Origin of the sequence: Variovorax sp. S12S4 (genome assembly GCF_023195515.1) — a bacterium.
Taxonomy (GTDB): domain Bacteria; phylum Pseudomonadota; class Gammaproteobacteria; order Burkholderiales; family Burkholderiaceae_C; genus Variovorax.
This window is the reverse complement of sequence record NZ_JALPKR020000002.1, coordinates 5,897,086-5,920,745: the sequence shown is the minus strand read 5'-3', so window position 1 is coordinate 5,920,745 and position 23,660 is coordinate 5,897,086. Positions and strand designations below refer to the sequence as shown.

Genomic DNA, 23,660 nt, shown 5'->3' with positions numbered 1-23,660 from the left:
GCCAACGACGACGCCATCGGCGTGGCCGGCCTTTGGTCGCCGTGGAAGAACCCGGCGACAGGTGAATGGGAGTCGAGCTTCACGATGCTCACGATCAACGCCGATACGCACCCGCTCTTCATGCACATGCACCGGCCAGACCCGAAGCGGCCACCCCACATGCAGGACAAGCGCATGGTCGTGATCCTGCCGCCGGCTCAGTTCGAGCCCTGGCTCGACGCCACGCCGCAGGAATCCTTCGAGTTCATGCGCCAGTACCCGGCCGAGCGCCTGGTTATGACTCCAGAGCCTCTCCCACCCAAGAAGGCCGCCGCTGAGCCTCCAGAAGATCAATTGCTGCTGTGAGCAGCCGGTCGGATCAGTGCAAGCCGGTCTTGGGGTCCAGTGCCGGCCCCTCGGATGGCTCCGCTTCCGTTTCCGGAAACTCATAGCTCAGCGTCGCGAACGCCACGAGAGCCGACTCGCGCGGCGGGCGATCGCTGTTCAATGGGTAGAGGGTCGCGGCAAATCCAGCGAGCCATTCATGGTCGACCATCCCTTCGCACAGCTCCTGAAACTCTCTCGAAAATTCGAGCCACCACGCTTCTTGGTCCGTCAGGACGTCGCCGGCGATGACGATGGGGTTGTCCGGCTTCCACATGGTCAACCCACTGGGCTCGCATCTTCGTCGTCGTCTGCAGTCCGCGGGCCGATGCGTTCGTCTGGCACATAGCCCAGCAGTGCTGCCGTGCCGGCCTGGAACGCGTCGATCCACATCTCGGTGGGCTCATCAGCCGATTCAAGTTCTAACCATTGGCTGGCGTCGTCGCCTTCCTCCATGAGCACCCAATAAAAGTGGCCGGGGTCGGGTTCGTCGACGTGGAGGGCGATTCGTCGGAGGTGGGTCACTTTGGCCTCTCGGCGAGGTACTTCCGCACGGCATCTGCAGAGTTGCCGACCGTCTGCACGGCGAATCGAAGTTGATCTTCCGTGCAGCCGAGGCTATCGGTCCATGAACGAACCTCGTGCGGCTCGTCGAGGGAGATGAGTTTGCGATCCAGTCCGGTCTTTTCGGGTCGTCAGCCATGTTTTGCTCCTGATGGCGCAGCGCCAAACGGGGCGCGCTGTACGCACAATCGCCCCGTCGAAGCACTGGGGCCGTAACCAGTTGCCGTTTCTTCCTGACAGTGGCTCTCCTACGTCGCGCTGGCCATCGGCTCGCCAAGGGCGATGATCGAAGAAGCCGGCCGCGTCTGACACGTGGGACCTGTTTCGCCTTTTAGGGTGTCGGTGCCCCAGGGGTTTTCGTTCATTGCTGGGGCCGTTGATGTTGCGACACGACGATTCCGCCCGGCTGTGCGCCGGGCATTTTTTGCTGGCAGCGGCGCAGAGCTTTCGCGCCTGTCCGACACCGATCCGTCGAAAGCTGCCGGAGCATGCGGCCATGCCTGACCTCCGCAGAATCGCCGTCACCGTCGTCGAGGAAGAAGAGGGCGCCTACCGCTGGCGTCTGATCGAACAGTACGGCGAGGACTGGCACGTGCTCAAGCAGCAATCGAGGTCGATGGGCACCTACAAAGCCGCCATGGCCGCCGGCCTGCTTGAGCTGCAGAAGATGATCGACGACCTCGACGTGGGACCGCGCGAGGAAGAGCCCGAGCACGTCAAAACGAAGAAGAGCGGACCTGTCTTCGGCTTCGGTTTTGGACTGCCGAAACTCGGCTGATCGCTCGCATTTGGCCGATGCAATTCGGCGTAACTTCTAGCGTTGCTTTTCGCCCGACCTCTCGGTTTCCCCTAGAGCAAACGCCCCGCCATCATGGGCGTGTGGCCTGAGAGTCGCTGGTCGAGGGAGGGTTGGGCAGTCGTCGTTTTCACTCGGGCGATTATCGGGGACGAGCGAGCGGCAAGCCGGTGCACATTGCGGCGGTTGCGGCCGGCCGGCGCGCACCCGCCGCTCTAAAATCCGCCGACGCAAACCCCGCGTGAAGAACAAGGCGCCCATGGCTCACCCGGATGAATTCAAAGGCCCTGAAGCGGACGCGCTGCCCGACACCGCCACCTTGCCCGCAGAGTTTGCCGCGTTGTACCTCTGCATGTCGCCTGCCCAGCTTGCCGACTTGCGCAAATCGAAGCGGCCCGACGGGCGCGCAGGCAACAGCCCGCCCGTCATCAGGCCGGTGGAAGGCGGTGCAGCCGGGCCGAAAGACCCGCTGCTCTACACGCTCGGCACATTGCGCAGCTTTGCGAAGGCCCACACCGCCCCAACGGCGTTCGACACCGCGTTGAACTCCGGAATGCTGGGCTGGGTGTCCGCCAAGCTGCCGTTCTTTGCCGAGCTGGAACCCCGCGTCAAGCGCGGCAGGCGAGTGCTCATCGGCGGCGCCTGGGACCGGGCCGACCCCCTGCGCGAGAAGCGCTTCACGGAACTGGCAAAGGGCCGCATCCGCTTCACATCGTTGACCTGCGCCGAAGCCGCAGCCAGCCTGTGGGCCGACGTTGCAAGCCACTCTGCGTTGGCCGAGAAAGGCCTGGCGCTGCTCAAGAGCGAGACGCAGGCCATCGAAGCTTCGCTGGCCGCCACCGCGGCGCTGGCGGCCGCTTCGAATCCGGCCGCGGCGGCCTGACTCCGATTCAAAGATTGACCATGGACGAGTACCGATGCTGATCAACTGCGTGGCCTACGAAAACGGCGCCAAGCTCGCCGACATCCCGGTCGAGGACATCAGCGAATACATCACCCGCCCCGGCTGCTTTGTGTGGGTGGCGCTGAGCGACGCCACGCCGGAAGAGCTGGCGCAGATGAAGGACGAGTTCAACCTGCATCCGCTGGCGGTCGAAGACGCCCATCACGGCCACCAGCGCCCCAAGGTCGAGGAGTACGGCGACTCGCTCTTCGTGGTGATGCACCTCGTCGAGCCCTCTACCGAAGGCGCTCATTGCGTGAACGTGGGAGAGGTCGACGTGTTCGTCGGCAAGAACTACGTGCTTTCAGTGCGCAACCGCAGCCAGCAGGGCTTTCTGGGCGTGCGCGAGCGCTGCGAGCGCGAGCCCGACTTGCTCCGCAACGGCGCGGGCTTTGTGCTCTATGCGCTGATGGATGCGGTGGTCGACCGCTACTTTCCGGTGATCGACGCGCTCGAGGTGGAGCTTGAATCCATCGAGCAGCAGATCTTTACCCAGGGCGGCGCGGCGCGCGACAAGATCAAGCAGCTTTATGACCTGAAGCGGCGCAGCATGATCCTCAAGCGCGCGGTGGCTCCGCTGACCGAGGCGGCCGGCAAGCTGCACGGCGGACGCGTGCCGCAGATCTGCGTGAGTTCGCAGGAATACTTTCGCGACGTGGCCGACCACCTGGTGCGCATCAACGGCTCCATAGACGCGATGCGCGACACCATTGGTACGGCCATTTCGGTGAACCTGTCGATGGTCACCATCGAAGAGAGCGAAGTGACCAAGCGGCTTGCCGCCTGGGCCAGCATTTTTGCGGTGTGCACCGCGTTTGCCGGCATCTGGGGCATGAACTTCGAGCACATGCCAGAGCTGAAACTTCGCTACGGCTATGCGGCCGCGCTGGTGCTGATGGGCGGCACCTGCAGCTATCTTTACTACCGCTTCAGGCGCGCCGGCTGGCTCTGAATTTCTTTCTCCCTCCCCTTCCGGGGAGGGCAGGGAGTGGGGGCAGGCGGCGTATCGAGGCAGCGAACGCTTGATATGCCACGTGCCCCCATCCCAACCTTCCCCGGAAGGGAAGGAGCAAAACCAAGGCGCTTACTCGTCGTGCGTGTCGTGCGTAGCCACGGCACCGCGGCGCCAGTAGCCTGACGCGCGAACCCACTTCGGATTGGCGCCGCGCTCGCCCACCAGGTGCGCGCGCAGGGCCTTCGCAATGGCCGACTCGCACCCCACCCAGGCGTGAAAGTCGCCGGCCGGCAGCTTCATTGCCTTGAGTGCATCGAGCAGCACCGGGCTCAGCCCCGGTTCAGCGCCCTTGCGGTGCACCCATTGCAGCGTGAGCTCGGCCTGCGTTTCGAACGGCACCTGGTCCGCCTCGCTGTCTACCTCGGCCAGCACCACCACGCGCGCACCGGCCGGCAACTCGGCCAGGCGCCGTGCGATCGCGGGCAGGGCGGTGTCGTCGCCGATGAGCAAGTGCCAGTCGAAATCGGTCGGCACGATGAACGAGCCGCGCGGCCCGCCCACGCCGAGCATGTCGCCCGGCTTGGCCCGTTCGGCCCATTGGGTGGCCGGGCCGGCTTCGTGCAGCGCAAAGTCGAGCTCCAGCGTGTTGGCCTGTGCGTCATACCGGCGCGGCGTGTAGTCGCGCATGGTCGGCCGGCCGCTTGCGGGCCACACCGGGCCGTCAGGCCCCACGGTAGGCAGCGTGAGCTTGCCGGTTGCGGCATCGGGAAAAAGATCTTCGCGTGGTCGTCGAAGCCCAGGCTCGTAAAGCCCGCAAGGTCATCGCCGGTGAGCGTGACGCGGATCAGGTGCGGCGTGACGCGCTGCACCGTTTTTACCGTGAGCTGCCGAAAACGAAGCTCGTGCCGCACGCGGCGCGGCGTGCGGTCGGGCCGGGAAGAAGAAGCGGGAGATGTGTCGGTCGAGAAGTCGGTCATTTCAGAAAAAGCTTTCTAGATGCGTTCCAGTTGCTGGGCGGCGCTGTCGAGCACCGCGGCGAAATCGTGGGCTTGTTGTTCTGTGAGGGCGGGCCCGAAAGGCGCATGCGCATGGCGAGCTTCAGGTTCTCAATAGCGCGCGTCACCTGCGGCGGGCGCCCGCCGCGCGGGCCGGCACCGTCTACGCCGCCGTTCATGCGGGCCATCATCGCGTCGGCCGTGTCGCTGTTGGCGGCCAGAAACTCCTGGCCGCTGGCCGTGATGCTGTAGCGCTTGCGCCCGCCGGTGTCGGCAGTTTCCACGCTCAGGTAGCCCATTTCTTCGAGCAGCGTGAGCGTGGGGGTACACCACGCCGGGGCTCGGCGCATAGCTGCCGCCCAGGCGGTCTTCAATGGCCTTGATGAGTTCGTAGCCGTGGGCCGGCTTGTCGGCAATGAGCCGCAGCAGCACAAAACGCAGGCCGCCATGGCCGAACACCCGCCCGCCGCCGCGCCCGCCACGGCCACCCGAAAGGCCGTCTTCGTGCTCGCCACGGGGCGTGTGGCAGTGGTGGTGATGGTGGTGGCCGAAGTGGGGGTGTCGCATATCGATGTCCTCTCGAAGTATGTCGAAATTATTTTCGATATATCTAAAAAAGTCAAACGACTGTGCCTGCCGCATCGTCGTGCGGCACCGTTCAAGGCTCGATCAGGGGAAGGGGAGAGAAGGAGGCGCTGGCCGAAGCCAGGCAAAACGGGGCGGCAGGCGCCACCCTCAACGCACGGTCAAACGACGATCAGGCGATCATCGATTCCAGATCGGACGCCAGCTCGCGGGGCGCCGGCATGTCTTGCATCACGTCTTCAGAAATGCCGATGGCATCCGCCGACTGGGCCGGCCACACGTGCTGCGAGTCGCCAATGCGCAGGCCTTCGCGCTCCAGCGCAACGCGCCAGACGGCAAGGTGCAGAACATTGGCCAACGGGTCGACCTGCTCGGCCTCCATCGGGTTGGCAAAGCAAGAGAGGGCGCTGATGAACTCGGGCGCAAACTCCCAGCGGGCAGCCAGCCGGGCGCCCACTTCGCCGTAGTGAAAGCCGAACTTCTGCCGTTCGACCTCGAGCCGGCCCATCATGTCGAACGGGTGCACGGCGTTGAGCTTGGCCATTTGCTCCTTCATGGCGCCGGCCATGATCAGGTGGCCGATGGCGTGCATGCTGCCCACGGTGAACGCAAGGCTCTGGTCCACGCTGCGGGTCTTGCCGGCAAGGTAGCGCGCCACCGCCGCCACGCGCAGGCTGTGCGACCAGAAAGACGGCAGATGCACCCCCTCGACCTTGCGGAACGTGCCCGTAAGGCCGGAGCTCACCACCAGCGAGCGGATCGACGAGAAACCCAGCAGCTGGATCGCGTCTTGGATCGAGAGGATTTTGCGGCGCAGCTGAAGTACGGAGAGTTGGCCATGCGCAGCACCCGCGCCGTCAGCACCTGGTCGAGCTCGACCTTGCGTGCAACCACGGGAATAGAGGCGTCCTCGTTGCGCAAGAGCTCGATCAAGTCGAACACCACCTTGGGCACCGTGGGAAGCAAATGGCTTTCGGCAAACAGTTCGTCCAGGGTCATGGCGATCTCAGGCTGTAGTTTTCGCTGCCCGGAATTGTGCTGCAACTATAGTGTTACATGTTGATGTCTTCAGGGATCGGGTCAACTCCCATAGTCCGAATGCAGACTTCCAGCAACACAGCCGCCATTGTCCGGAGCCGCCTGCCTATTGCCATACCGCTTTTGAGTGATGCGCCTGCACCCCCGCGCTGCTAAAAGTGCGGGATTCGTCAAAAAGAGGAGGCGGGCGCATGGCAGCACACCGATTCGTCAATTTGCGCGCGGACGGAAGCCCCGTTCACCTCTTCGACGACAAGAAGAAAAAGATCCGCGAAGTCATCTGGGGCGACTTCCTCAAGGTCAAGAAAGATCTTGGCGACGGCTGGCTGGAAATCGACTGGGCCGCCCGCTCGCCCGCCAAGCGGCGCACCCTCTACATCCCCAAAGAAGACACAGTCGCCCGCCGACCGCTCGAAATCATCTTTGTCGACGTGGGCCAGGGCGACGGCGCCGTGCTCATTTCGCCCGAGACCGGCGGCGATGAACGCATCGTCGTCATCGACGCCGGAGAGGGCGGCAACATGCGCGCCTTTCTTGCCGCCAGGTTTCAGACCTACCGCGGCTTCGACTTTGCCGCCGCGGTAATGACGCACCCCGACAGCGACCATTACCTGGGCTTCAAGGACATCTTTGCCGACCCAGGCATCGGCTTTGGCACCGTGTATCACAGCGGCCTTGTCGAGCGGCCCGTGAGCGGCACGTGGGAAAAGCTCGGCGGCAAACCCGTGAAGGAAAACGGCGCATCGGTTGCCTACATTGGCGACCTTGCCGCCGACTACGCCACCGTGAAGACCATCTTCGGAAACGCGGGCACCACCCACCTCTTTCCGCAAGTCATGAAGGCCGCGCTAAGCAACCCGAAGATCCAGGACATCTGCATGCTCTCGGCCCAGCACGCGACGATAGAAGACGACACCGCCTGGATGCCCGGCTTTGCCCCGTCGGACGACCGCGGCTACACCATACGCGTGCTTGCGCCCGTGGTTGAAGAAGGCCCAGACAGCACCCCCGCGCTGCGGCAGCTGGGCTCGTACAACGAAACCAAGAACGGCCACTCCGTCATCTTGCGCCTGCAGTACGGCAAGTTCAGCGTGTTGTTCGGCGGCGATTTGAACGAAGGCGCCGAAAAATTCTTGCTGCAGCACTACACCGGCACCGTAGATAACAAGTTTCCGAAAGCAGGCACGCCCGCCTACGACGACATGGTGACCAAGGCGCGAGACATCTTCAGGTCAGACATCATGAAGTCTTGCCACCACGGCTCCGAAAAGGTGACCGATGCGTTTCTGGATGCCGTGAACCCTGCCGCCTTCATCATTTCGTCAGGAGACGAAGAGGGCCACATCCACCCCAGGCCCGACCTGCTCGGCCGCTTGGGCCGCTTCGGCCGCGGCGGCGCGCCCGTCATTCTTTCGACCGAGCTCCAGCGCTCTTCGCGCGCCATGGAGAACAAGAGCTCCGTCGACGCGCTGATGGCCGGCATCGACAAGCTGGCCGCCGGCACGCTCTCGCAAGACAAGGTTGCGCAGTTGAAGGCCGATGTGAAACAGCTCGCGCGCAGCAACGTCGAGGTGTATGGCGCGATCTATCTGAAGACGGATGGAGAAAGGCTGATTACGGCTTTTCGGATCGAGACTAAGTCGGAGATTGAGAAGTGGTTCTATTTTCGGTATCGGTTTGAGGGAGATGTGCTGGTTCGGGAGGATTGAGGGGCAATGGACATTTACGTCGAACAAGGCGGCGAAGGTCCCGACCTGCCCCTCTCCTCTCTCATGTGCGTGCGGAGCGCGGAGGCGTCATGCGGGCCTTGGCGTGTGTCATATATCGAGGCATGTACCCAGCTGTGCGTCGAGGTGACGGGCTCGAAGTCCGGTATGCAGCGTGAACCGTCTTTCGATCCCGGGCCGCCAACGGCAGCTTTCTTCAACGGACCGGCCCACTCGCCCGAATGGCTGGGAAGCAGCTTTGCTGCTCATGGCGTGCATACGCTCCTAAACATGTCGAGGGGCAAAAACACGCTCAAGTTCGGCGGGATCTATCTCGCAACAAGAGATCAGCTACTTCAGTACAAGCTTGGAACGAGCCACGGCCAACAGCTTGCTTGCCGAGAGCAGCAGCTATTTTTCCGACGAGAAATTCCACGCATGGTTCTCCGAAGTGCGAATTACACGTGGGTGGCGGAGAATACGCTCACTATGACAAGACGAACCATTGGTTCGTGATTGAACCTTAGCCTTTGGCCCTAGCCGCCATCAGCTTAGCGAAGGTGTGGGCGTCGGATGGATCTCATTGCAATAAAAATGGGGGGCGGTCTGTGCAGCAGGAAGACATTTTTTATGAAAACCGCTTTCTTGAAAGCTGGGCTGGCTCCATCATCACCAACCCCAGCACGGCCATCGTTGAGCTCGTTGCCAACTGCTGGGACGCCTATGCGACGAAGGTCGACATAAGCTGGCCCGATTCGAAGAAGAACAAGCAGTTCTCCATTTCGGACAACGGTAAGGGAATGACCAAGGCCGAGTTCGATTACATCTGGCGTGCCATGTCCTATGACCGTATCGCCAAGACCGGACTCACGGCGGCACCCCCACCAGGTGTAGAAGGTCTTCCACGCTTCGTCTTCGGCAAGAACGGCAAGGGCCGCTTCGCTAGCTTCTGCCTCACCAAGAACTACGTCGTCACCTCTGTCAAGGACGGCCAAAGATCGTCTACAAGGTCAGCCGCACGGCCAACAAGCCCCTCATCACTGAACTCGTGGAGTTCGTTGAGAAGGGTGTTGAAGGGCATGGCACGACGATCACAGGCGAAGGCGAAATCCGTCAGACCAACCTCACGGTTGAACAGGCCAGAGAGCTCCTTGGTGGTCGGTTCCTTGCTAACCCGTCCTTCAAGGTCAGCCTGAACGGCACTCCCATTTCGTTTGCCGACATCAGCAAGTCGTCCCTCTCGATTGTGGACGTTGAAGTGCCCGGCTACGGCACGGCCAAGATTTATCACATTGACACCGGCAAGGCCGACAAGACGACCAAGCAGCACGGCATAGCTTGGTGGGTCACGAACCGTGGCGAAGCTTACTGAAGCCCAGAGCTTGAACGAGTTGCTTGCCAATGCTTCAAGAACGGCCCGGACCTCACTTGACGCTGACAGGCCCAACACCTTGAAGAACTTTGACGCTGCTGCGGTGAAGTCTCAGGAGGTGGCAAAGATTTTGGGGGTGCCTGTTGTGGACGCCTATAAGGCCCACTTGGATCTGAGTTCGGTGAACCTGAAGGTCAGGGGCCTCGCTCTTCATGACGGCGACATTCCGCTTCGCCAGTTGGGTCTGGGGTCACGGCGAATGCTGTTGTGCGGCATTCAGAAAATGGGCCTTGAAGAAGGCCATGTGACGCTCTTTGACGAGGTTGAATTCGGGCTTGAGCCTCACCGCATTTCTCGGCTCTTGAAGCACGTGCGAGAGGACAAGCGGGGTCAGTATTTCCTGACGACCCATTCACCTGTCGTGCTTCGTGAACTCACCGTGGGCGAGCTCTACATAGTCCACAGCAAGGACGGAAGTGTTCAGATCATTTCGGCCGCATCCGACAGTCTCAAAGAGCACGAAGTTCAGGGGAAGATTCGGTCCAGCACGGAAGCGTTCTTGGCAAAGAAGGTTCTCGTTTGCGAGGGGGCCACGGAGGTGGGCTTCTTGAGGGGCTTTGACGACTACCAGCTAGGCAAGGGCAAAGATCCGTTTTCGTACCACGGCCTGTCCCTGCTCAATGCGGCCAGCGGCAACAAGGTCAGGGCACTGGCGAAAGCCTTCAAGTCGCTCTGCTATGAAGTGGCGGTTCTTGCCGACGCCGACGCTGACGACCAGTTCTCACCGGCTGACGTGGCCGAGCTCGTTGCTCTTGGCATTCCCGTGACGGTATGGGACGGCAAGTTGTCGTTGGAGGAACGGGCTTTTCAGGATTTGCCGTGGGCCAGCGTGATCGATAGCGTCGAGCTTGCGCAGGATGTGTTGAGTTTCCCCGCATACGACCAGGTGCGCTCGCGGTTTATGGCCGATTTGGATCAAGACATTGGAAAGTGGGTTGAGAGTGCCAAGCTGCGAGCCGACATTGGGTTGGCGGCGAAGAAGGCAGGTTGGTTCAAAGACACAACCCGCGGTGATCAGTGGTTCAAGACGTTGACGCCTGCTTTCGCGGATCCAATGTTGCCAAGCTTGGTGCCAGCGGTCAGCGCCTTGTCGACGGCGGTGAAGCAGTCCTTGGCGAAGTCCACGACGTGCAGGAACCTGGCCTTCGTGGTCTTCGCCGAGTCAAGCTTCTTAACGAACGAGAAGAGCGCCTTGCCAAGGAGACGAAGGCCACGAAGTATCCCGAGTTGCTGGCGGCGGCGAACCTGTATCTCACGACTCCGACGAGCAAGAACCTCAAAGCCTTTGTCTTGCTGCTGAGGGACAACCCTGAGACTGCGGCCTACCGTCGGGATTTGCTCTACCGCTTCATGAACGTCCTGAAGCTGCACATAGACGGGGCAGGGGCGACGTTCCTTGAAGCGGCGAACCTGTACCAGAGGGAAATGCGGCACACGGGCAGGCCGATCAGGCACCAGAAGCTCATTGGCACGACGTTGCTGGTCAAGGGGCTCGAGTACGACCATGCGGTGATCTTGGACGCCGACTCGCTCGGTACCAAAGACCTTTATGTCGCCATGACCAGGGAGCGAAGTCGTTGACGATCATTTGCAGCGGCAGAACTTTGCCGAGCGTCTAGGGTTGTCGTTGCCAGGATGCCGCGGTTGCGAGGCACGAAACTATCCGGGTGGTCCTGCTCCGCATCGCCGCAAGCGGTTGACGACGGCAATGCTAGCGGCGCAGATGCCCGGTCTCACGAATACCGGTCGCTCGAACCTTGGACGTCAACGACTGTTTTTAGTCTTAAGCAGCCACCGACCCATGCCCACTCCGTCCTACCTCTGCGGCATATCCTTAACCGAATACCCCAAACTAACAGTCGCATCCTCCGGAATCCCAGGCATCGTCGCGTTCCAAGCCGCCCATTCCTCGCGCATCGCAGCCAGCCTCTCCGGCTCCTTCTTCCCCAGATTCGCCCGCTCGCGCTCATCAGCCGGAATGTTGAACAGGTATTCGTTCCCATCCACCTTCAGGTACTTCCAGTCCCCGTCGCGCATCGCTTCCTGCCCGCGATGGTTCATGCGCCAGTGCAGCGGCCTGCGGAAGCTGTGCTTCGCATCCTTCAGCACAGGCATCAGCGACACGCCGTCGAGCGGGTAGGTCGCATCGGCCTTCACGCCGGCCGCGTCGAGCATGGTGGCGGACCAGTCCATGGTCATGCAGAGTTGCGTACTCTCGCTGCCCTTGGCGATCACTGCGGGCCAGTGCGCGATCCATGGCACGCGGATGCCGCCTTCGGTCAGGTCCATCTTGCCGCCGACCAGGGGCCAGTTGTCTGAAAAACGTTCGCCGCCGTTGTCGCTGGTAAACACCACCAGGGTGTTGTCGGCCATGCCGTGCTTTTCGAGCGCGGCCATGATCCAGCCGATGCCTTCGTCCATGTGATGGATCATGCGGCGGTACACATGAATGTTGCCGCCGGCCAGGTCGAAGAGGTTGTCTTTGACGGTGGGCGCTTTGTCTGCGTCGTCGCGGGTTTCCCACGGCCAGTGGGGGGCGGTGTAGTGCAGGCTCAAGAAGAAGGGGCTTCTTTTCCTTCTTCCTGCTTCTGTTTGGCGGCCATGCATTCGACGTAGTCGACTGCGCGTTTCGAAAGAATGTCGGTCAGGTAGCCGTCTTCTTTCTTGTCTTCTTCGCCAAACCACAGGTCGTGCTGGCCGGTGGAGTCGCAATGCGTAAAGTAGTCGACGCCGCCCGACATGGGACCGAAGAATTCGTCGTACCCCGATCGCAGCGGGCCAAAGTGGGGCGGGTAGCCCAGGTGCCATTTGCCGATGAGGGCGGTCTGGTAGCCGCCGGCCTTCAGCAATGACGGCAGGGTGGGGTGGTCGGTGGGCAGGCCGAGCGTGGTGCTGCCGCGGCTGCTGCTCCTGATGGGCTCTTCGGCCGCGCCGCGCAGGCGGTATTGGTAGCGCGCGGTAATCATGGCAAAGCGGGTGGGCGAGCACACGGGCGAGTTCGAGTAGCCCTGGGTGAGCTTCAAGCCGTTGGCGGCCAGGCCGTCGAGCACGGGCGACACGGGGCCGAATGCGGCGTCGCGGCCGCCATAGCAGCCAAGGTCGGCGTAGCCGAGGTCGTCGGCCACTATGAAGATGATGTTGGGTCTTTTCATGTGCTTGTCTGTCTGTCGGTCTGTCTGAAGCGAGGCGGTTGTTCAGGGCTGGTAGCCAGACTTTTGAACGACGGGCGCCCACTGCGCCTTGTAGGCCTTGAGCATTGCGGCGGTTTGCGCCTGCGTGCTCACCACGGGGGTCATGCCAGCGTCCTTGAACTTGCGCTGGGTGTCGGCGTCTTGCATCACGTCGCGAATCATGTTGGACAGGCGTTCGACCTTGTCCTTGGGCATGCTGGCGGGCGCAAAGAAGGTGTTCCAGCCGGTGGCGGCCAGGTCGAGGCCGGCTTCCTTGAAGGTGGGAATGTTGGGCGCAAAGGGCGAGCGCTTGGCGCCCGAAAGGGCCAGGATGCGCAGCTTGCCGGCGTTGTGCTGCGGCAGCACCACGTCTTCGGTGTCGACCGAAATCGGCACTTGGCCGCCGATGAGGTCGTTCAGCAGCGGGGCCGAGCCGCGGTAGCCGATGATCTGCGTCTGCACCTTGGCTTTTTCGCCCACCATCAGGCCGAAGAAGTGCGGCAGGCTGCCGGTGGCGGGCACGCCCACGTTGGCCTGGTTGGGGTTGGCGCGCATCCAGGCGAGCAAATGGTTGAGTTCGCGCACCGGCAGGTGGGCGACACAGACAGCGCAAAGTCGTAGGCGTTGACGTGCGACACGGGCACGAAGTCGCGCTCGGGGTCGTAGTTGTTGTCGCTTGAAGACGAGCGGCGCCACCACCATCACGGCGGGGTTGGCAAGCATCAGCACGTTCTGGCTGGCGGGGGTGTTCTTGACCTGCTGGGCCGCAAGGCGGCCGCCGGCGCCGGGCTTGTTGTCGACCACCACGGGCACGCCCAGGCGCGCTGCCAGCTTGTCGCCGACGATGCGCGCCACGCGGTCGGTGGCACCGCCCGGTGCGTAGCCGACCACGATGTGCAGCGGGCTGTCGAGCGCTTGCGCGCTTGCCTGGGGGGCTACGGCGGCCATGGAGGCCATGAGGCCGGCTGCGGCAAGCAGCGCGGCAAGGCGGCGGGTGATGGGGGTGTTGGTGGGGGTGTTGTTCAGCATGTCGGGTTCCTCCTCGTTCAGTCGATCAGTGTCGTTTGGTTGTTCAGTCGTTCAGTCAATCGTTGGCCTGAAAGTTCACGGCCTTCATGATGCCTGCCCAGCGTGCCGTGTCTTCGCGCATGGTCTTCAAGAGTGCGTCGCTGTTGTCGCCCACGGGGTACATGCCGTTCTGCAGCAGTTGCTGGCGCACTTCGCGCGAATTGATGGCGCGGGTGAATTCGGCGCGCAGCTTGTCGACGATGGGCTGCGGCGTCTTAAGGGGCGCGTAGTAGGCAAACCAGGCGGTGGCCACCACGTCCTTGTAGCCGCTCTCTACAAAGCAGGGCAGGTTGGGCATCAGCGGAGAACGCTTGTCGCCACTGGTGGCCAGCACCTTCACGCGGCCCGAAGGCAGCAGCTGCTGCGCGCCGCCAATGGTGTCGAAGTACACGGGCACCGAGCCGCCCATCACGTCTTGCCGTGCCGGCGTAGAGCCGCGGTACGGCACATGAACCATCTTGAGCCCGGCCGCGCGGTTGAGCATTTCACCCAAGAAGTGCGAAGGCGTTCCGGCGCCGTAAAAGCAAAGCTCAGCTTGTCGCCCTGCGCCTTGGCCCAGGCGATGAACTCGGCCAGCGTGTTGGCCGGCACGTCCTTGTGCACGACCAGCGCCAGCTCGAAGCGCGCCGCATTGATGATGGGCACAAAGTCGCTTGATCGGGTCGTACGACAGCTGGCGGTAGGCGCTTGGAAACATGGTCATCATGCTGGCGGTGCCCAACAGCAGGGTGCGGCCGTCGGGCGCCGCGGTTTTTACCGCTTCCACCGCAATGCGGCCCGCCGCGCCCGAGCGGTTGTCCACGATGAGCGGGCCGAGCGTGTCGCGCACCTGCTCTGCAATGGCGCGGGTCAGCACGTCTTGCGTGCCGCCGGCGGGCACGCCAATCAGCACCTTGATGGGCTGGCCGGGCGTAAACGCCTGTGCGTTGGCCAATGGTGCAAGCGGAGCCAGCGCAAGGCCGCCCAGGGCGGCAACGATCTGGCGGCGGTCGAAATCAGGGCAGGGCATGTCGATGTCTCCGGTTCTCGTTCGGTGGCGCCGCTCGGCCCAGGTGCCGCGGCTGCGAACGACTTTAGAGACGCTACATTCGATTGATCTAATCAACCATCCCCGGACTAACCCCCAAATGACCGCGCCGCGCCGCCCGCTGGACGATTTGCTGCTGTACCGGCTGTCGCGCCTGCTGTCGGTGGCGGGCAGCATGGTCATCCGGCTGTGCGAGGGGCGCTTTGGCATTACCCGGCGCGAATGGCGGCTGGTTGCGGTGCTGGCAAGCCGCGGCGAGCTCAGTTCTTCCGAGCTGGCCGAGCATGCGCAACTGGACCGGGCCCGCACCTCCAAGGCGGTCGGTTCGCTGGTCGCCAAGCACCTGGTGTCGCGCGTGGTGCGGCCGGGCGACCGGCGGCAGGTGCGGCTGGGGCTCACCGAAAGCGGGCAGGCGCTGTATGAAGAGCTGTTTCCGCTGGTCACGCAAATCAACACCGAGCTGCTGGGCGCGTTGAGCGACGACGACGCGGCGCGGCTCGACGAGTCGCTGCACCGCCTGCACGCCCGGGCGGAGCGCATGGTCGAAGAGGCGGTGCTGCCCAAGGCAGACCGCGGCCGCCGCGGCGCGGGTGGCGCCAATCTACCCCTGAAGCCAAGAAAGCCTGAATGACGCCTGCCCCGAAAGAAACGACGAACGAGCGCCAGCACCTGGTCGATGCGCTGCGCGGCTTGCGCTGCTGGGCATTTTGGTGGTCAACATCGCAAGCTTCGCATCTACCTACTACGGCCTGGGCATTCCCGATCCGCTCGCTGTTTCGCTGGCCGACCGCAGCGCCTCGTTCGTGCGGGCGTTTGTGTTCGAGACCAAGTTCTACCTGCTGTTCTCGTTTTTGTTCGGCTACAGCTTCACGCTGCAGATGCGGGCGGCGGAGCGCGACGGCAAGCGCTTTGCGCCGCGCATGGTGCGGCGGCTGGTGGGCCTGTGGGTCATCGGCGTGCTGCATGCCGTGGTGCTCTATTACGGCGACATCCTCACCACATATGCGGTGCTGGGCGCGGTGCTGCTGTTGCTGCGGCGACGGGGCGATGTGTTCATGGCGTGCGCGGCCATCGGGCTGGTGCTGCTTGTGTCGCTGGCGTGGGCCGCCGTTGGCTATCTGGTAACGCATGCGGACATGCGGCTGGCCAACGAAGCCGCCTACGCCGACGCGGCCAGGGCGCTGGCCGCCTACCGTGCCTCGCCGACCATGGTGATGGTGCAGCACCTGCGCGACCTGTCGCAGGTGTGGTGGATCACCGCGCTGGTACAGGCACCCGAGGCGCTGGCCATGTTCTTTGCGGGGTTCATTGCCGGCAAGCGCGGGTTGCTCGCGCATGCAGAGGCGCATGGCAAGCTGCTGCGGCGGGTGTTGTTCTGGGGCTTGCTCGTCGGCGTGCCGGGTGCGCTGGTCTATGCCTTGCCTGCCATGCGGCTGAACGATGTGGCGCGCCAGATCCAGGGCTTGGCGGCCACGCTGCTGACGGCACCGTTCCTGGCGGCCGCTTATGCAGCCGGCATGCTGCTGGTGTTCCAGACCGGGCCTGGCCGCGTGCTGGCGCAATGGCTGGCGCCTGCGGGGCGCATGGCGCTGTCCAACTACCTGCTGCAATCGCTGGTCTGCGCGTGGATCTTTCTGGCCTACGGGCTGCGGTGGATCGGCACCATCGGGCCGCTGGCAACCTTTGGCGTCGCATTGGCCATATTTGCGGGCAACCTGGTTCTGAGCCGCTGGTGGATGCAAAACTTTGCGTATGGCCCCGCGGAGTGGCTGCTGCGGGCGTTCACCAACCTGCAGCTGCCGCCGCTGCGCCGCCGCAGCCACGCTGCGGGTCAGCGCGGCGACGGCACGGGCTGACGCTGCATGTCCTGAGTGTCTTGCCGGCCCGGCTTGCCATCGCTTTCGATGCGCATCCGGGGCAGGAACTGCGGGTACTCCCGCTGCATGAAGTCGATGAGCCCTTCGCGCACCTTGCAGCGCAAATCGAAGGCAAGGCTGGAATTGCCGGCGGTGCAAAGCACCCGAATTTGCATGGTGCGCTCGGTGGCGTCGGTTACCTGCAGGTTGAAAAACCGGCCGTCCCACTCGGGCGCCGATTTCACGATGCGCTCGACCTCTGCGCGCAGCGGCTGCAGTGGCATGCCGTAGTCGGCATAGACGAAAACCGCGCCCAGCAGCTGCGACGAACTGCGCGTCCAGTTCTGAAAAGGTTTTTCAATGAAGTAGCTCAGCGGCAGGATCAAGCGCCGGTCGTCCCAGATCTTCACCACCACAAAGGTGCCGGTAATCTCTTCGACCCGGCCCCACTCGCCCTCGACCACCAGCACGTCGTCGATGCGTATGGGCTGGGCCAGCGCAATCTGCAGCCCGGCAATCAGGTTGCTGAACACCGGCAGCCGCCAGGCCGGCCACGATGCCGATCACGCCCGCCGAGGCCAGCAGGCTCGCACCCACCTGCCGCGCGCCCGGAAAAGTCATCAGCATCATCGCGCCGCCGGCCACCAGCACCATCGACATGGCGGTGCGCGCAAGCACGCGGGTTTGGGTGAGCACGCGGCGCGCGTGCAGGTTGTCTTCCACGTCGTACGGGTGCTGCGCGAGCACGCCGTCCGCAAAGCCGCTGATGGCCTTTACCGCCAGCCACGTGGTGGCGGCAATCAGCAGCAGGCCGTTGAGGTGCCGCACGCTGCCTATGAAGCGAAGATCGCTCGGCGCGGCCTGGAACACCAGCAGCAGCGCCAAAGGGGCAGCACCACCCGCGCCACGGGTTTGCAGTTGATCACCATCGAATGCAGCGCGGGCGCCGGACGGGTGATTCGCATCAGCACAAGGCCGCCGAGACGGTGAACAAGCAGCGCGAGCGGAACGGCAATCACGGCTGCGAGCCAGGTGCCGAACCAGGGGTGGGCAAGCATCTCTTCGGTCATTGAGCGGTGGTCGTGGCTTGTGTCTCCAGGGGTTGAAGAATGCGCGCCGCGTCGTCGCGCAGCTGCGTAGCGAGTGCCGTGGCCAGATCGAGGCGGCGCAGCAGCCAGGGGCTGATGTCGTTGTCGAAGGGGTCTGGCAGGGGAATCGGGCCGCCCACGGTGGTGGAGCCGGGGCTTTCGGGCAGCGTGGGACCGGTGGTGGGCGCGGTGCCGATGGCTGCTTCGATGCGCTGTGCAGTGCGCGCGAGCGGGCCTTCGATTTCGCCCGGGGTGAGCCGGTCGCGCCGCAGCACGAGCATCGATTTTACGGCGCTGAGCTGCGCGAGCAACTGGTAGCTGTGCGCCTGCAGGTGCTCCAGCGGCTCGAGCGGCGGCTGCACCGCACGCGGCTCTGACAGCGAACGCTGCGTGGCCTGCACCAGCGCTGAAAGGCTGTCGTAGGCCTCGCGGCGCGCAAGCCGCCATTCGAGCTCGGGGCTGCTGTCGACTGCCTGCAGCTGGCCCAGGCCCAGCGCCAGGCGTGCATGGCGTGCCTGCGCCGTGAGCGTGCGCGCCACCAGCGCCGGAATCTGCCCGCGCTCCCATGACGGCAGCACATAGCAGAAGCCCCATGCCAGCGCGGCGCCGATGAGCGTATCCGCAATGCGCTCGAAGAGCGCAAAGATGGGCGCGGCGCCGGTGTTGAGCATGTGCGCCTGCAACAGGCCGAGCACGGTGGCCGCCACTGCCGTAATCAGGTAGCGCCGCACCGCAAAGCTGTGCGCAATGGCCTGCGACACCGTAACGAAGGCCAGCAGCAGCAGCGGCGACGGGTGCGCGGAAAGCAGGCCCACCGCCAGCACGCAGCCCAGCAGCGTGCCGGCCACGCGGCTGTTGCGCCGCTCCAGCGTTTGCGAAAGGCTGCCGCGCAGCACCACCACAATGGTCAGCAAGATCCAGTAGTCATGCGAACCCCAGGGCAGCGACACCGCAATGGCGTAACCGGCCGCAATGGCCAGCGCGGCGCGAATGGCATGCCGCAGCGGCGGCGCGTCCCAGCTCCACAGCGTGAGAAGGGCCGCAGCGACCAGTCGGTCGGGCTCACGAACATCTGCCAGTTGGCCCGCACCACGGCCAGGTTGGGCTCGGCATCGCCGCGCGCCATGGCCGAAAGGCGCAGCACCTCGTCGTTGATGTGGCCGATGCGGCTTGCCAGGCCGCGCGCGAGCATGGCGGCGTTGGGGCCGGGCATGCCGTGGCTTGCCGCGTGCTCTTCGGCGGGAAGGTGAATCGATGCAAGGCGCGGCCGGCGGTCGGCCACCGGCTCGGGGTGGCGGCCCATGAGCAATGAGTCGCCGAGCGCGGTGGTTTCGTCGGCCAGCTCTTCGAGCACGCGGCGCATCTCGATGAGTGCCTCGGCATGCGCGGGGTGGCTCTTGAGCGCGTCCAGGTCGAGCTCGCTCGCAAGCAGCTGGTCGCGCATTTCGAGCACGATCACCAGCATGGCGGCCAGCCGCTGCCGGCGCGGCGTGCGCGGCGACTCGAGCACGATGTCGCGCGTGGCCTGCAGCTGGTCGGCCAGCGCGGCCTGTTCGCGCAGCAGCCGGCCGAGCAAGGGTGCAGGGGTTTCGCGGATGTCGCTCGTGTCGTCGCGCGGCGTGAACTGCGTGGCCTCGGTGCGCATTAGCGCGGCCAGCGAATACAGCACGTCCGACACCGACTGCACCCGGTAGCGCCCGTTAAGCGCATGGTTGGCCAGGTTGGCCCAGATCACGTAGAGGCCGGCGCCAAGGCCAAAGTGCCAGGTGCGCTCCAACGCCTCGGCCATGCCGCTCGGCGCGGGCGTGGCCATCGAGAAAACCATCGAGAACATCACCGCAATGGCAATGGGAATGCCGCGCTTGCCCCATGCCATGGCCAGAAAGGCGACGAAGGTGGCGGGCACCAGCACCAGCCCAAGGCGAATGGGCGCGGTGTGCAGCAGCTGCACCAGAAAGAAGAGCGGCAGCCCGATCAGCGGGGCCGGCAGCATCTGGAAGAACTTGCCGCGGCGCGGGCCGGGCAGGTCGGGCGGGGCGGTGACGATCACGCCCACCGCGGCTGCGGAAGCGGCAATGGTGCCGAGCCAAAAATGCGCGCCGGCCGAGATGACCAGCAGGCCGAGCGCAACGCTGAAGCCGTTGGCGACGTACTGGCTCAGCGCAACACGCAGCGCCGCACGAAAGCGAAGGGCGGCACCGGGCCCCTGCATCACTTGGCGGAAGCGTCGCCTTCGGAGGGGCTGCCGTCGGCAGGCGCGTCGCGGCGAATGCGCGTGAGTTTCCGCGACACCGGTGCTGCCGGCGCGGCCGCGGGAGCGGGCGCTTCGCCGTCGAGCGATGCGGCGGGCAGGTCGGGCACCGTGCTGCGCGCATACAGGTCGACCGATTCGTCGGCGTTGGGGCGCTGCTGCGGACACGGCGCGCACGCGGTCGCTGGCGCGCATCTTGTCATCGATGCCGGCAAACTTGGAATGCTTGGCAAGCAGCGGCACCAGTTGGCCGTAGATGCGCGGGGCGCCGGCCAGGCATTCGCGCTGCTCCAGAAAGTCGGGCTCGCCCGTGAAATTGCCGATCAGGCCGCCGGCCTCGGTGACCAGCAGCGAGCCCGCGGCCACGTCCCAGGGGTTGAGGCCGGTTTCGAAGAAGCCGTCGGTAAAGCCGGCGGCCACGTAGGCCAGGTCGAGAGCGGCTGCGCCAGGGCGGCGCAGGCCCGCCATGCGGGGCATCATGTCGGCCATGATGGCCAGGTACTGCTTGAAGTTGTCGCCCGTGCGAAACGGAAAGCCGGTCGAAACCAGGCATTCGCTGAGCTTGGTGCGCTTCGAGACGCGGATGCGGCGCTCGTTCATGTAGGCGCCTCGGCCCTTGGTGGCGGTAAACAGGTCGTTGCGGCTCGGGTCGTAGATGACCGCCTGCTCGATCTTGCCGCGCACCGACAGCGCAATGGAAACGCAGTAGACCGGAAAGCCGTGGATGAAATTGGTGGTGCCGTCGAGCGGATCGATGATCCAGACGTAGTCGGAATCTTTTGCACCGTGCTGGGTGCCCGATTCTTCGGCCAGGATGCCGTGCCCCGGGTATGCGCCAAGCAGCGTTTCAATAATGGCTTGCTCGCTGGCGTGGTCGACTTCGGTGACGAAGTCGTTGACCTGCTTTTGCGAAATGCGCACGGCTTCGACGTCGAGTGCGGCGCGATTGATGATGGCGCCGGCGGCGCGTGCGGCCTTGACGGCCACATTGAGCATGGGATGCAGGTTGGGGGACGACATTCTGGATTGTGAGAAGAACGGTGGAGGAGGTCCCCTGGAGGCGACCCTGCGGCCCGGCGATGCGGGCGGCGAGAATCGGTCATTTTACCGGCTCCGCCCGTTTCGTGCCTCCAAACCCTCCATGCGCACCCGTTTTATCCTGATCCAGACCAGCCACGCAGGCAATGTGGGCGCCGCCGCCCGCGCCATGAAGACCATGGGTTTCGACGACCTGGTGCTGGTAACGCCCCGGTGGGCCAACGTGCTGCGGCGGGAAGAAACCATCCAGCGGGCCAGCGGCGCGCTCGACGTGCTGAACAACGCCCGCATCGTCGAAACGCTGGACGAGGCGCTCGACGGGGTGACCCACCTGTGCGCCACCGCCATGGTGCCGCGCGACTTCGGCCCGCCCACGCGCACCCCGCGGGAACACCTGGAGCCGCTGGCACAGCAGGGCGACCAGCATGTGGCTTTTCTCTTCGGTTCCGAGCGTTTTGGCATGCGCAATGAAGACGTCTACCGCTGCAACGTGGCCCTGAGCATTCCCACCGACCCGAAGTTCGGCTCTCTCAACCTGGGGGCGGCCATCCAGGTGATTGCCTATGAATGGCGCCTTGCGCTGGGCGGCTACGCGGTGCGCGACGCCACGGCGCCGGTGCAGGCGGCCGATGCGAAGGCGGTGGCGGGCATGCTCGAGCACTGGGAGCGCTCATTGGTGGACATCGGCTTTCTGGACCCCGAGGCGCCGAAGAAGCTGATGCCCCGGCTTCAGCAGCTTTTCAACCGCGCCCAGCCCACGCCCGAAGAGATCCACATCCTGCGGGGCATCGCCAAGGCCATGGCCGACGCCGCAAACGGCCCGCGCAAGGGCTAAAACCCCATCGCGCGTGCGCGAAAGACTGCCGGCTTTAGACTGCGCGGCCCCTATCGATATAACGACAACAAAGGCAGCGATGTTCTCTCGTTTGCGCGCCGACATCCGGTGCATCCTCGAACGCGACCCGGCCGCGCGCAGCGCCTGGGAAGTGATCACGGTCTACCCCGGCTTTCATGCCGTGGTGCTGCATCGCTGGGCGCACGCTTGTTGGACGCACGGTTTCAAGTGGCCGGCCCGCTTTATCGCGCATGTGGCCCGCTGGCTCACGGGCATCGAGATTCACCCGGCCGCCAAGATCGGCGAGCGGGTGTTCTTCGACCATGCCATGGGCGTGGTGGTGGGCGAAACCGCTGAGATCGGCGACGGCTGCACCATCTACCAGGGCGTGACGCTGGGCGGCACCTCGCTCTACAAGGGCGCCAAGCGCCACCCGACGCTGGGGCGCAACGTGGTGGTGAGCGCGGGCGCCAAGGTGCTGGGCGGCTTCGAGGTTGGCGACGGCGCCAAGATCGGCAGCAACGCGGTGGTCATTAAGCCGGTGCCTGCCGGGGCAACGGCGGTGGGCATTCCCGCGCGCATCATTCCGTCGAAGGCGGGCGAGAGCGCCGATGTCGCTGCGCCGCAGAAGTTCTCGGCCTACGGCATCACGCAGGAGGACGACCCGCTCAGCCAGGCCATGCGCGGGTTGATCGACAGTGCCGCGGGGCAGGAGCACCAGATCGCGCTGCTTTGGCAGGCCATCGAGAAGCTGTCCGCGCACCCCGGCACCAAGGACTGCGTGCCCTGCGACGCGGCGCGCGACGAGAGCTTCGAGGCGGAGAAGCTCACCCAGCTCATAGGCAAATAGCAGAACCATGAAGACGCAAGAACTGCTCCAGACATTGCAAGCCCGCTTCGAGAAGCACATGCAACGCCACAAGGGCGTCGCATGGGCCGACGTTCAGGCAAGGCTCGAAAGCAACCCCGCTGCGGTGAAGTCGATTGGCGCCATGGAAGAAACCGGCGGTGAGCCGGACGTGATCGGCCAGGACAAGAAAACCGGGCAAATCGTGTTCTGCGACTGCGCCCCCGAGAGCCCGACAGGCCGCCGGAGCCTCTGCTATGACCGTGAGGCGCTCGACGCGCGCAAGGAAAACAAGCCGCAGGACAACGCGCTCGGCATGGCGGCCGCCATGGGCATCGAGCTGTTGACGGAAGAGCAGTACCGGGAGCTGCAGAAGCTCGGCAAGTTCGATGCGAAGACTTCCAGCTGGATCAAGACGCCGCCTGACGTTCGCTCACTTGGCGGAGCGCTCTTCGGCGACTACCGCTATGGCAAGGTGTTCGTGTATCACAACGGTGCCCAGTCTTACTACGCGGCAAGAGGCTTTCGCGGGTTGCTTCGCGTGTGAGCACGCGGTCGATGTGATCGCGCCCTGATCACGTCAGGGCATATCAAGACGAGCGTTTGGCGGATGTGCTGCTGTGCAGCGAGCCGTGCACATGCCCCGCGTGCTGCCCGAAGGGCTCCGTGGCGAGCGTGGCGGTGTCCAGCTCTTGCAGGATGCCGCAGTTCTGCGCCGACTCGGCCCCGCAGCATTGCTGGCGGAGCGCCTTCAGCTGCTTTTCCAGCAGCTTCAGTTCCGAGATGCGGGCGGCCACGTGGCCGATGTGGTCGTCCAGCAGCTGGTTGACCTGGCCGCAGTCTTCGCCCGGCGCATCGCGGAACCGCAGCAGGCTGCGGATTTCATCGAGCGTCATGTCCAGCGAACGGCAGCGGCGGATAAAGCCCAGCCGTTGCGCGTGCTCGTCGTCGTAGATGCGGTAGTTGCCTTCGGTGCGCGCCGGCTCGGGCAGCAGCTGCTCGCGCTCGTAATAGCGGATGGTTTCGACCGGCGTGTTCGCGACCTTGGCCAGTTCTCCGATTTTCATGATGCGGCAAGAACGAAGTGAAGGAATTTGTCGTTT

At 64.3% G+C, this 23,660-nt stretch carries 20 protein-coding genes and 8 pseudogenes; 15 read left to right on the top strand and 13 right to left on the bottom strand.

The annotated features are described in order from the left end of the window. Positions 1 to 345: SOS response-associated peptidase (locus tag M0765_RS28945; RefSeq protein WP_258508075.1), on the top strand; the 345-nt coding region annotated here is incomplete at its 5' end. A gap of 13 nt (positions 346 to 358) precedes the next feature. On the opposite strand, the gene M0765_RS28940 is transcribed toward M0765_RS28945, so the two are convergent. From M0765_RS28940 to M0765_RS28930, 3 genes are read right to left on the bottom strand one after another with little or no spacing between them, the layout of a single operon-like run. Beyond that, a complete protein-coding gene (locus M0765_RS28940) occupies positions 359 to 640 on the bottom strand; it encodes a hypothetical protein (protein WP_258501367.1) in 282 nt (93 codons plus the stop codon). Positions 641 to 642: 2 nt separating this feature from the next. Further along, on the bottom strand, positions 643 to 888 hold the full coding sequence (locus M0765_RS28935; RefSeq protein ID WP_258501366.1) for a hypothetical protein: 246 nt from the start codon (positions 886 to 888) through the stop codon (positions 643 to 645). Then, entirely contained in the window at positions 885 to 1,025 is a 141-nt protein-coding gene (locus tag M0765_RS28930) for a DUF3606 domain-containing protein (protein ID WP_446751618.1), read from the bottom strand. The genes M0765_RS28935 and M0765_RS28930 overlap by 4 nt, the downstream gene beginning before the upstream one ends. Before the next feature lie 281 nt (positions 1,026 to 1,306). Between M0765_RS28930 and M0765_RS28925 the strand changes: the two genes are divergently transcribed. The 3 genes from M0765_RS28925 (at position 1,307) to M0765_RS28915 (ending at position 3,618) form a co-directional block, all read left to right on the top strand. After that, positions 1,307 to 1,705, top strand: coding sequence for a hypothetical protein (locus tag M0765_RS28925; RefSeq protein WP_258508073.1), 399 nt, complete (start codon positions 1,307 to 1,309; stop codon positions 1,703 to 1,705). A 277-nt stretch (positions 1,706 to 1,982) separates the two neighbouring features. Then, complete coding sequence (locus M0765_RS28920; protein WP_258508072.1) at positions 1,983 to 2,606, top strand: hypothetical protein; 624 nt, start codon at positions 1,983 to 1,985, stop codon at positions 2,604 to 2,606. 34 nt (positions 2,607 to 2,640) lie between these two features. Continuing rightward, the gene (locus M0765_RS28915) at positions 2,641 to 3,618 is read left to right on the top strand and encodes a magnesium and cobalt transport protein CorA (RefSeq protein WP_258501310.1); all 978 of its coding nucleotides are present in this window, start codon (positions 2,641 to 2,643) and stop codon (positions 3,616 to 3,618) included. Positions 3,619 to 3,750: 132 nt separating this feature from the next. Here M0765_RS28915 and M0765_RS28910 read toward each other — a convergent pair. The 3 pseudogenes from M0765_RS28910 to M0765_RS28900 all read right to left on the bottom strand — a co-directional run bounded on the left by M0765_RS28910 (position 3,751) and on the right by M0765_RS28900 (position 6,200). After that, a pseudogene (locus tag M0765_RS28910) lies at positions 3,751 to 4,598 on the bottom strand (siderophore-interacting protein). Positions 4,599 to 4,613: 15 nt separating this feature from the next. Further along, a pseudogene (locus M0765_RS28905) lies at positions 4,614 to 5,183 on the bottom strand (PadR family transcriptional regulator). Positions 5,184 to 5,373: 190 nt separating this feature from the next. After that, positions 5,374 to 6,200: pseudogene (locus M0765_RS28900) on the bottom strand (HDOD domain-containing protein). 230 nt (positions 6,201 to 6,430) lie between these two features. On the opposite strand from M0765_RS28900, the gene M0765_RS28895 reads away from it, so the two are divergent. From M0765_RS28895 to M0765_RS28870, 6 genes and pseudogenes are all read left to right on the top strand, one after another. Further along, on the top strand, positions 6,431 to 7,948 hold the full coding sequence (locus M0765_RS28895) for a ComEC/Rec2 family competence protein (protein WP_258501305.1): 1,518 nt from the start codon (positions 6,431 to 6,433) through the stop codon (positions 7,946 to 7,948). Positions 7,949 to 7,954: 6 nt separating this feature from the next. Further along, positions 7,955 to 8,461, top strand: a complete 507-nt coding sequence (locus M0765_RS28890; protein WP_258501362.1) for a hypothetical protein — start codon at positions 7,955 to 7,957, stop codon at positions 8,459 to 8,461. A gap of 44 nt (positions 8,462 to 8,505) precedes the next feature. Then, positions 8,506 to 8,895, top strand: a pseudogene (locus M0765_RS29350) (ATP-binding protein); the annotation flags it as partial. A 98-nt stretch (positions 8,896 to 8,993) separates the two neighbouring features. Further along, positions 8,994 to 9,317, top strand: coding sequence for a hypothetical protein (locus M0765_RS29345; protein ID WP_258508503.1), 324 nt, complete (start codon positions 8,994 to 8,996; stop codon positions 9,315 to 9,317). Between the two features lie 79 nt (positions 9,318 to 9,396). Beyond that, positions 9,397 to 10,677, top strand: a complete 1,281-nt coding sequence (locus M0765_RS28875) for an ATP-dependent nuclease (protein WP_258508071.1) — start codon at positions 9,397 to 9,399, stop codon at positions 10,675 to 10,677. Next, positions 10,668 to 10,958 carry a hypothetical protein gene (locus M0765_RS28870; protein WP_258508070.1) on the top strand — a complete coding sequence of 97 codons (291 nt, stop codon included), beginning with the start codon at positions 10,668 to 10,670 and terminating at the stop codon, positions 10,956 to 10,958. Before M0765_RS28875 ends, M0765_RS28870 begins: the two co-directional genes overlap by 10 nt. Before the next feature lie 234 nt (positions 10,959 to 11,192). Here M0765_RS28870 and M0765_RS28865 read toward each other — a convergent pair. The 3 genes and pseudogenes from M0765_RS28865 to M0765_RS28855 all read right to left on the bottom strand — a co-directional run bounded on the left by M0765_RS28865 (position 11,193) and on the right by M0765_RS28855 (position 14,624). Next, positions 11,193 to 12,529: pseudogene (locus M0765_RS28865) on the bottom strand (sulfatase family protein). A 42-nt stretch (positions 12,530 to 12,571) separates the two neighbouring features. Continuing rightward, entirely contained in the window at positions 12,572 to 13,576 is a 1,005-nt protein-coding gene (locus M0765_RS28860; protein ID WP_258508069.1) for a tripartite tricarboxylate transporter substrate-binding protein, read from the bottom strand. A gap of 55 nt (positions 13,577 to 13,631) precedes the next feature. After that, on the bottom strand, positions 13,632 to 14,624 hold the full coding sequence (locus tag M0765_RS28855; RefSeq protein ID WP_258508063.1) for a Bug family tripartite tricarboxylate transporter substrate binding protein: 993 nt from the start codon (positions 14,622 to 14,624) through the stop codon (positions 13,632 to 13,634). 118 nt (positions 14,625 to 14,742) lie between these two features. Here M0765_RS28855 and M0765_RS28850 point away from each other — a divergent pair, with 118 nt between their 5' ends. Continuing rightward, positions 14,743 to 15,273, top strand: a complete 531-nt coding sequence (locus M0765_RS28850; RefSeq protein WP_258501298.1) for a MarR family winged helix-turn-helix transcriptional regulator — start codon at positions 14,743 to 14,745, stop codon at positions 15,271 to 15,273. Between the two features lie 79 nt (positions 15,274 to 15,352). Further along, complete coding sequence (locus M0765_RS28845; RefSeq protein WP_446751582.1) at positions 15,353 to 16,498, top strand: DUF418 domain-containing protein; 1,146 nt, start codon at positions 15,353 to 15,355, stop codon at positions 16,496 to 16,498. On the opposite strand, the pseudogene M0765_RS28840 reads toward M0765_RS28845, so the two are convergent. From M0765_RS28840 to M0765_RS28830, 3 pseudogenes are all read right to left on the bottom strand, one after another. After that, positions 16,474 to 17,568, bottom strand: a pseudogene (locus M0765_RS28840) (mechanosensitive ion channel family protein). The gene M0765_RS28845 and the pseudogene M0765_RS28840 sit on opposite strands and share 25 nt — an antisense overlap. After that, a pseudogene (locus M0765_RS28835) lies at positions 17,565 to 19,798 on the bottom strand (FUSC family membrane protein). Before M0765_RS28835 ends, M0765_RS28840 begins: the two co-directional pseudogenes overlap by 4 nt. Then, a pseudogene (locus tag M0765_RS28830) lies at positions 19,798 to 20,857 on the bottom strand (inositol monophosphatase family protein). Before M0765_RS28830 ends, M0765_RS28835 begins: the two co-directional pseudogenes overlap by 1 nt. Positions 20,858 to 20,978: 121 nt before the next feature. Between M0765_RS28830 and M0765_RS28825 the strand changes: the two are divergent. The 3 genes from M0765_RS28825 to M0765_RS28815 are packed head-to-tail and all read left to right on the top strand — an operon-like array spanning position 20,979 to position 23,104. Further along, on the top strand, positions 20,979 to 21,710 hold the full coding sequence (locus tag M0765_RS28825) for an RNA methyltransferase (protein WP_126746107.1): 732 nt from the start codon (positions 20,979 to 20,981) through the stop codon (positions 21,708 to 21,710). Between the two features lie 58 nt (positions 21,711 to 21,768). Then, complete coding sequence (gene cysE, locus M0765_RS28820; RefSeq protein ID WP_258501334.1) at positions 21,769 to 22,560, top strand: serine O-acetyltransferase; 792 nt, start codon at positions 21,769 to 21,771, stop codon at positions 22,558 to 22,560. 7 nt (positions 22,561 to 22,567) lie between these two features. Further along, positions 22,568 to 23,104 (top strand): DUF4256 domain-containing protein, encoded by a 537-nt coding sequence (locus M0765_RS28815; RefSeq protein ID WP_258501288.1) that lies wholly within the window; start codon positions 22,568 to 22,570, stop codon positions 23,102 to 23,104. A gap of 43 nt (positions 23,105 to 23,147) precedes the next feature. On the opposite strand, the gene cadR is transcribed toward M0765_RS28815, so the two are convergent. Then, positions 23,148 to 23,624 carry a Cd(II)/Pb(II)-responsive transcriptional regulator gene (gene cadR / locus M0765_RS28810; RefSeq protein ID WP_258508061.1) on the bottom strand — a complete coding sequence of 159 codons (477 nt, stop codon included), beginning with the start codon at positions 23,622 to 23,624 and terminating at the stop codon, positions 23,148 to 23,150. Positions 23,625 to 23,660: the final 36 nt, after the last annotated feature.

What these genes read in the sequence shown, in the direction of transcription:
- M0765_RS28895 (WP_258501305.1), top strand. Translation starts at nt 6,431, where the DNA reads ATGGCAGCACACCGATTCGTCAATTTGCGCGCGGACGGAAGCCCCGTT.
- M0765_RS28890 (WP_258501362.1), top strand. Translation starts at nt 7,955, where the DNA reads ATGGACATTTACGTCGAACAAGGCGGCGAAGGTCCCGACCTGCCCCTC.
- M0765_RS28850 (WP_258501298.1), top strand. Translation starts at nt 14,743, where the DNA reads ATGACCGCGCCGCGCCGCCCGCTGGACGATTTGCTGCTGTACCGGCTG.
- M0765_RS28915 (WP_258501310.1), top strand. Translation starts at nt 2,641, where the DNA reads ATGCTGATCAACTGCGTGGCCTACGAAAACGGCGCCAAGCTCGCCGAC.
- M0765_RS28920 (WP_258508072.1), top strand. Translation starts at nt 1,983, where the DNA reads ATGGCTCACCCGGATGAATTCAAAGGCCCTGAAGCGGACGCGCTGCCC.
- M0765_RS28825 (WP_126746107.1), top strand. Translation starts at nt 20,979, where the DNA reads ATGCGCACCCGTTTTATCCTGATCCAGACCAGCCACGCAGGCAATGTG.
- cadR (WP_258508061.1), bottom strand. Translation starts at nt 23,624, where the DNA reads ATGAAAATCGGAGAACTGGCCAAGGTCGCGAACACGCCGGTCGAAACC.
- M0765_RS28925 (WP_258508073.1), top strand. Translation starts at nt 1,307, where the DNA reads ATGTTGCGACACGACGATTCCGCCCGGCTGTGCGCCGGGCATTTTTTG.
- M0765_RS28815 (WP_258501288.1), top strand. Translation starts at nt 22,568, where the DNA reads ATGAAGACGCAAGAACTGCTCCAGACATTGCAAGCCCGCTTCGAGAAG.
- M0765_RS28855 (WP_258508063.1), bottom strand. Translation starts at nt 14,624, where the DNA reads ATGCCCTGCCCTGATTTCGACCGCCGCCAGATCGTTGCCGCCCTGGGC.
- M0765_RS28860 (WP_258508069.1), bottom strand. Translation starts at nt 13,576, where the DNA reads ATGCTGAACAACACCCCCACCAACACCCCCATCACCCGCCGCCTTGCC.
- M0765_RS28940 (WP_258501367.1), bottom strand. Translation starts at nt 640, where the DNA reads ATGTGGAAGCCGGACAACCCCATCGTCATCGCCGGCGACGTCCTGACG.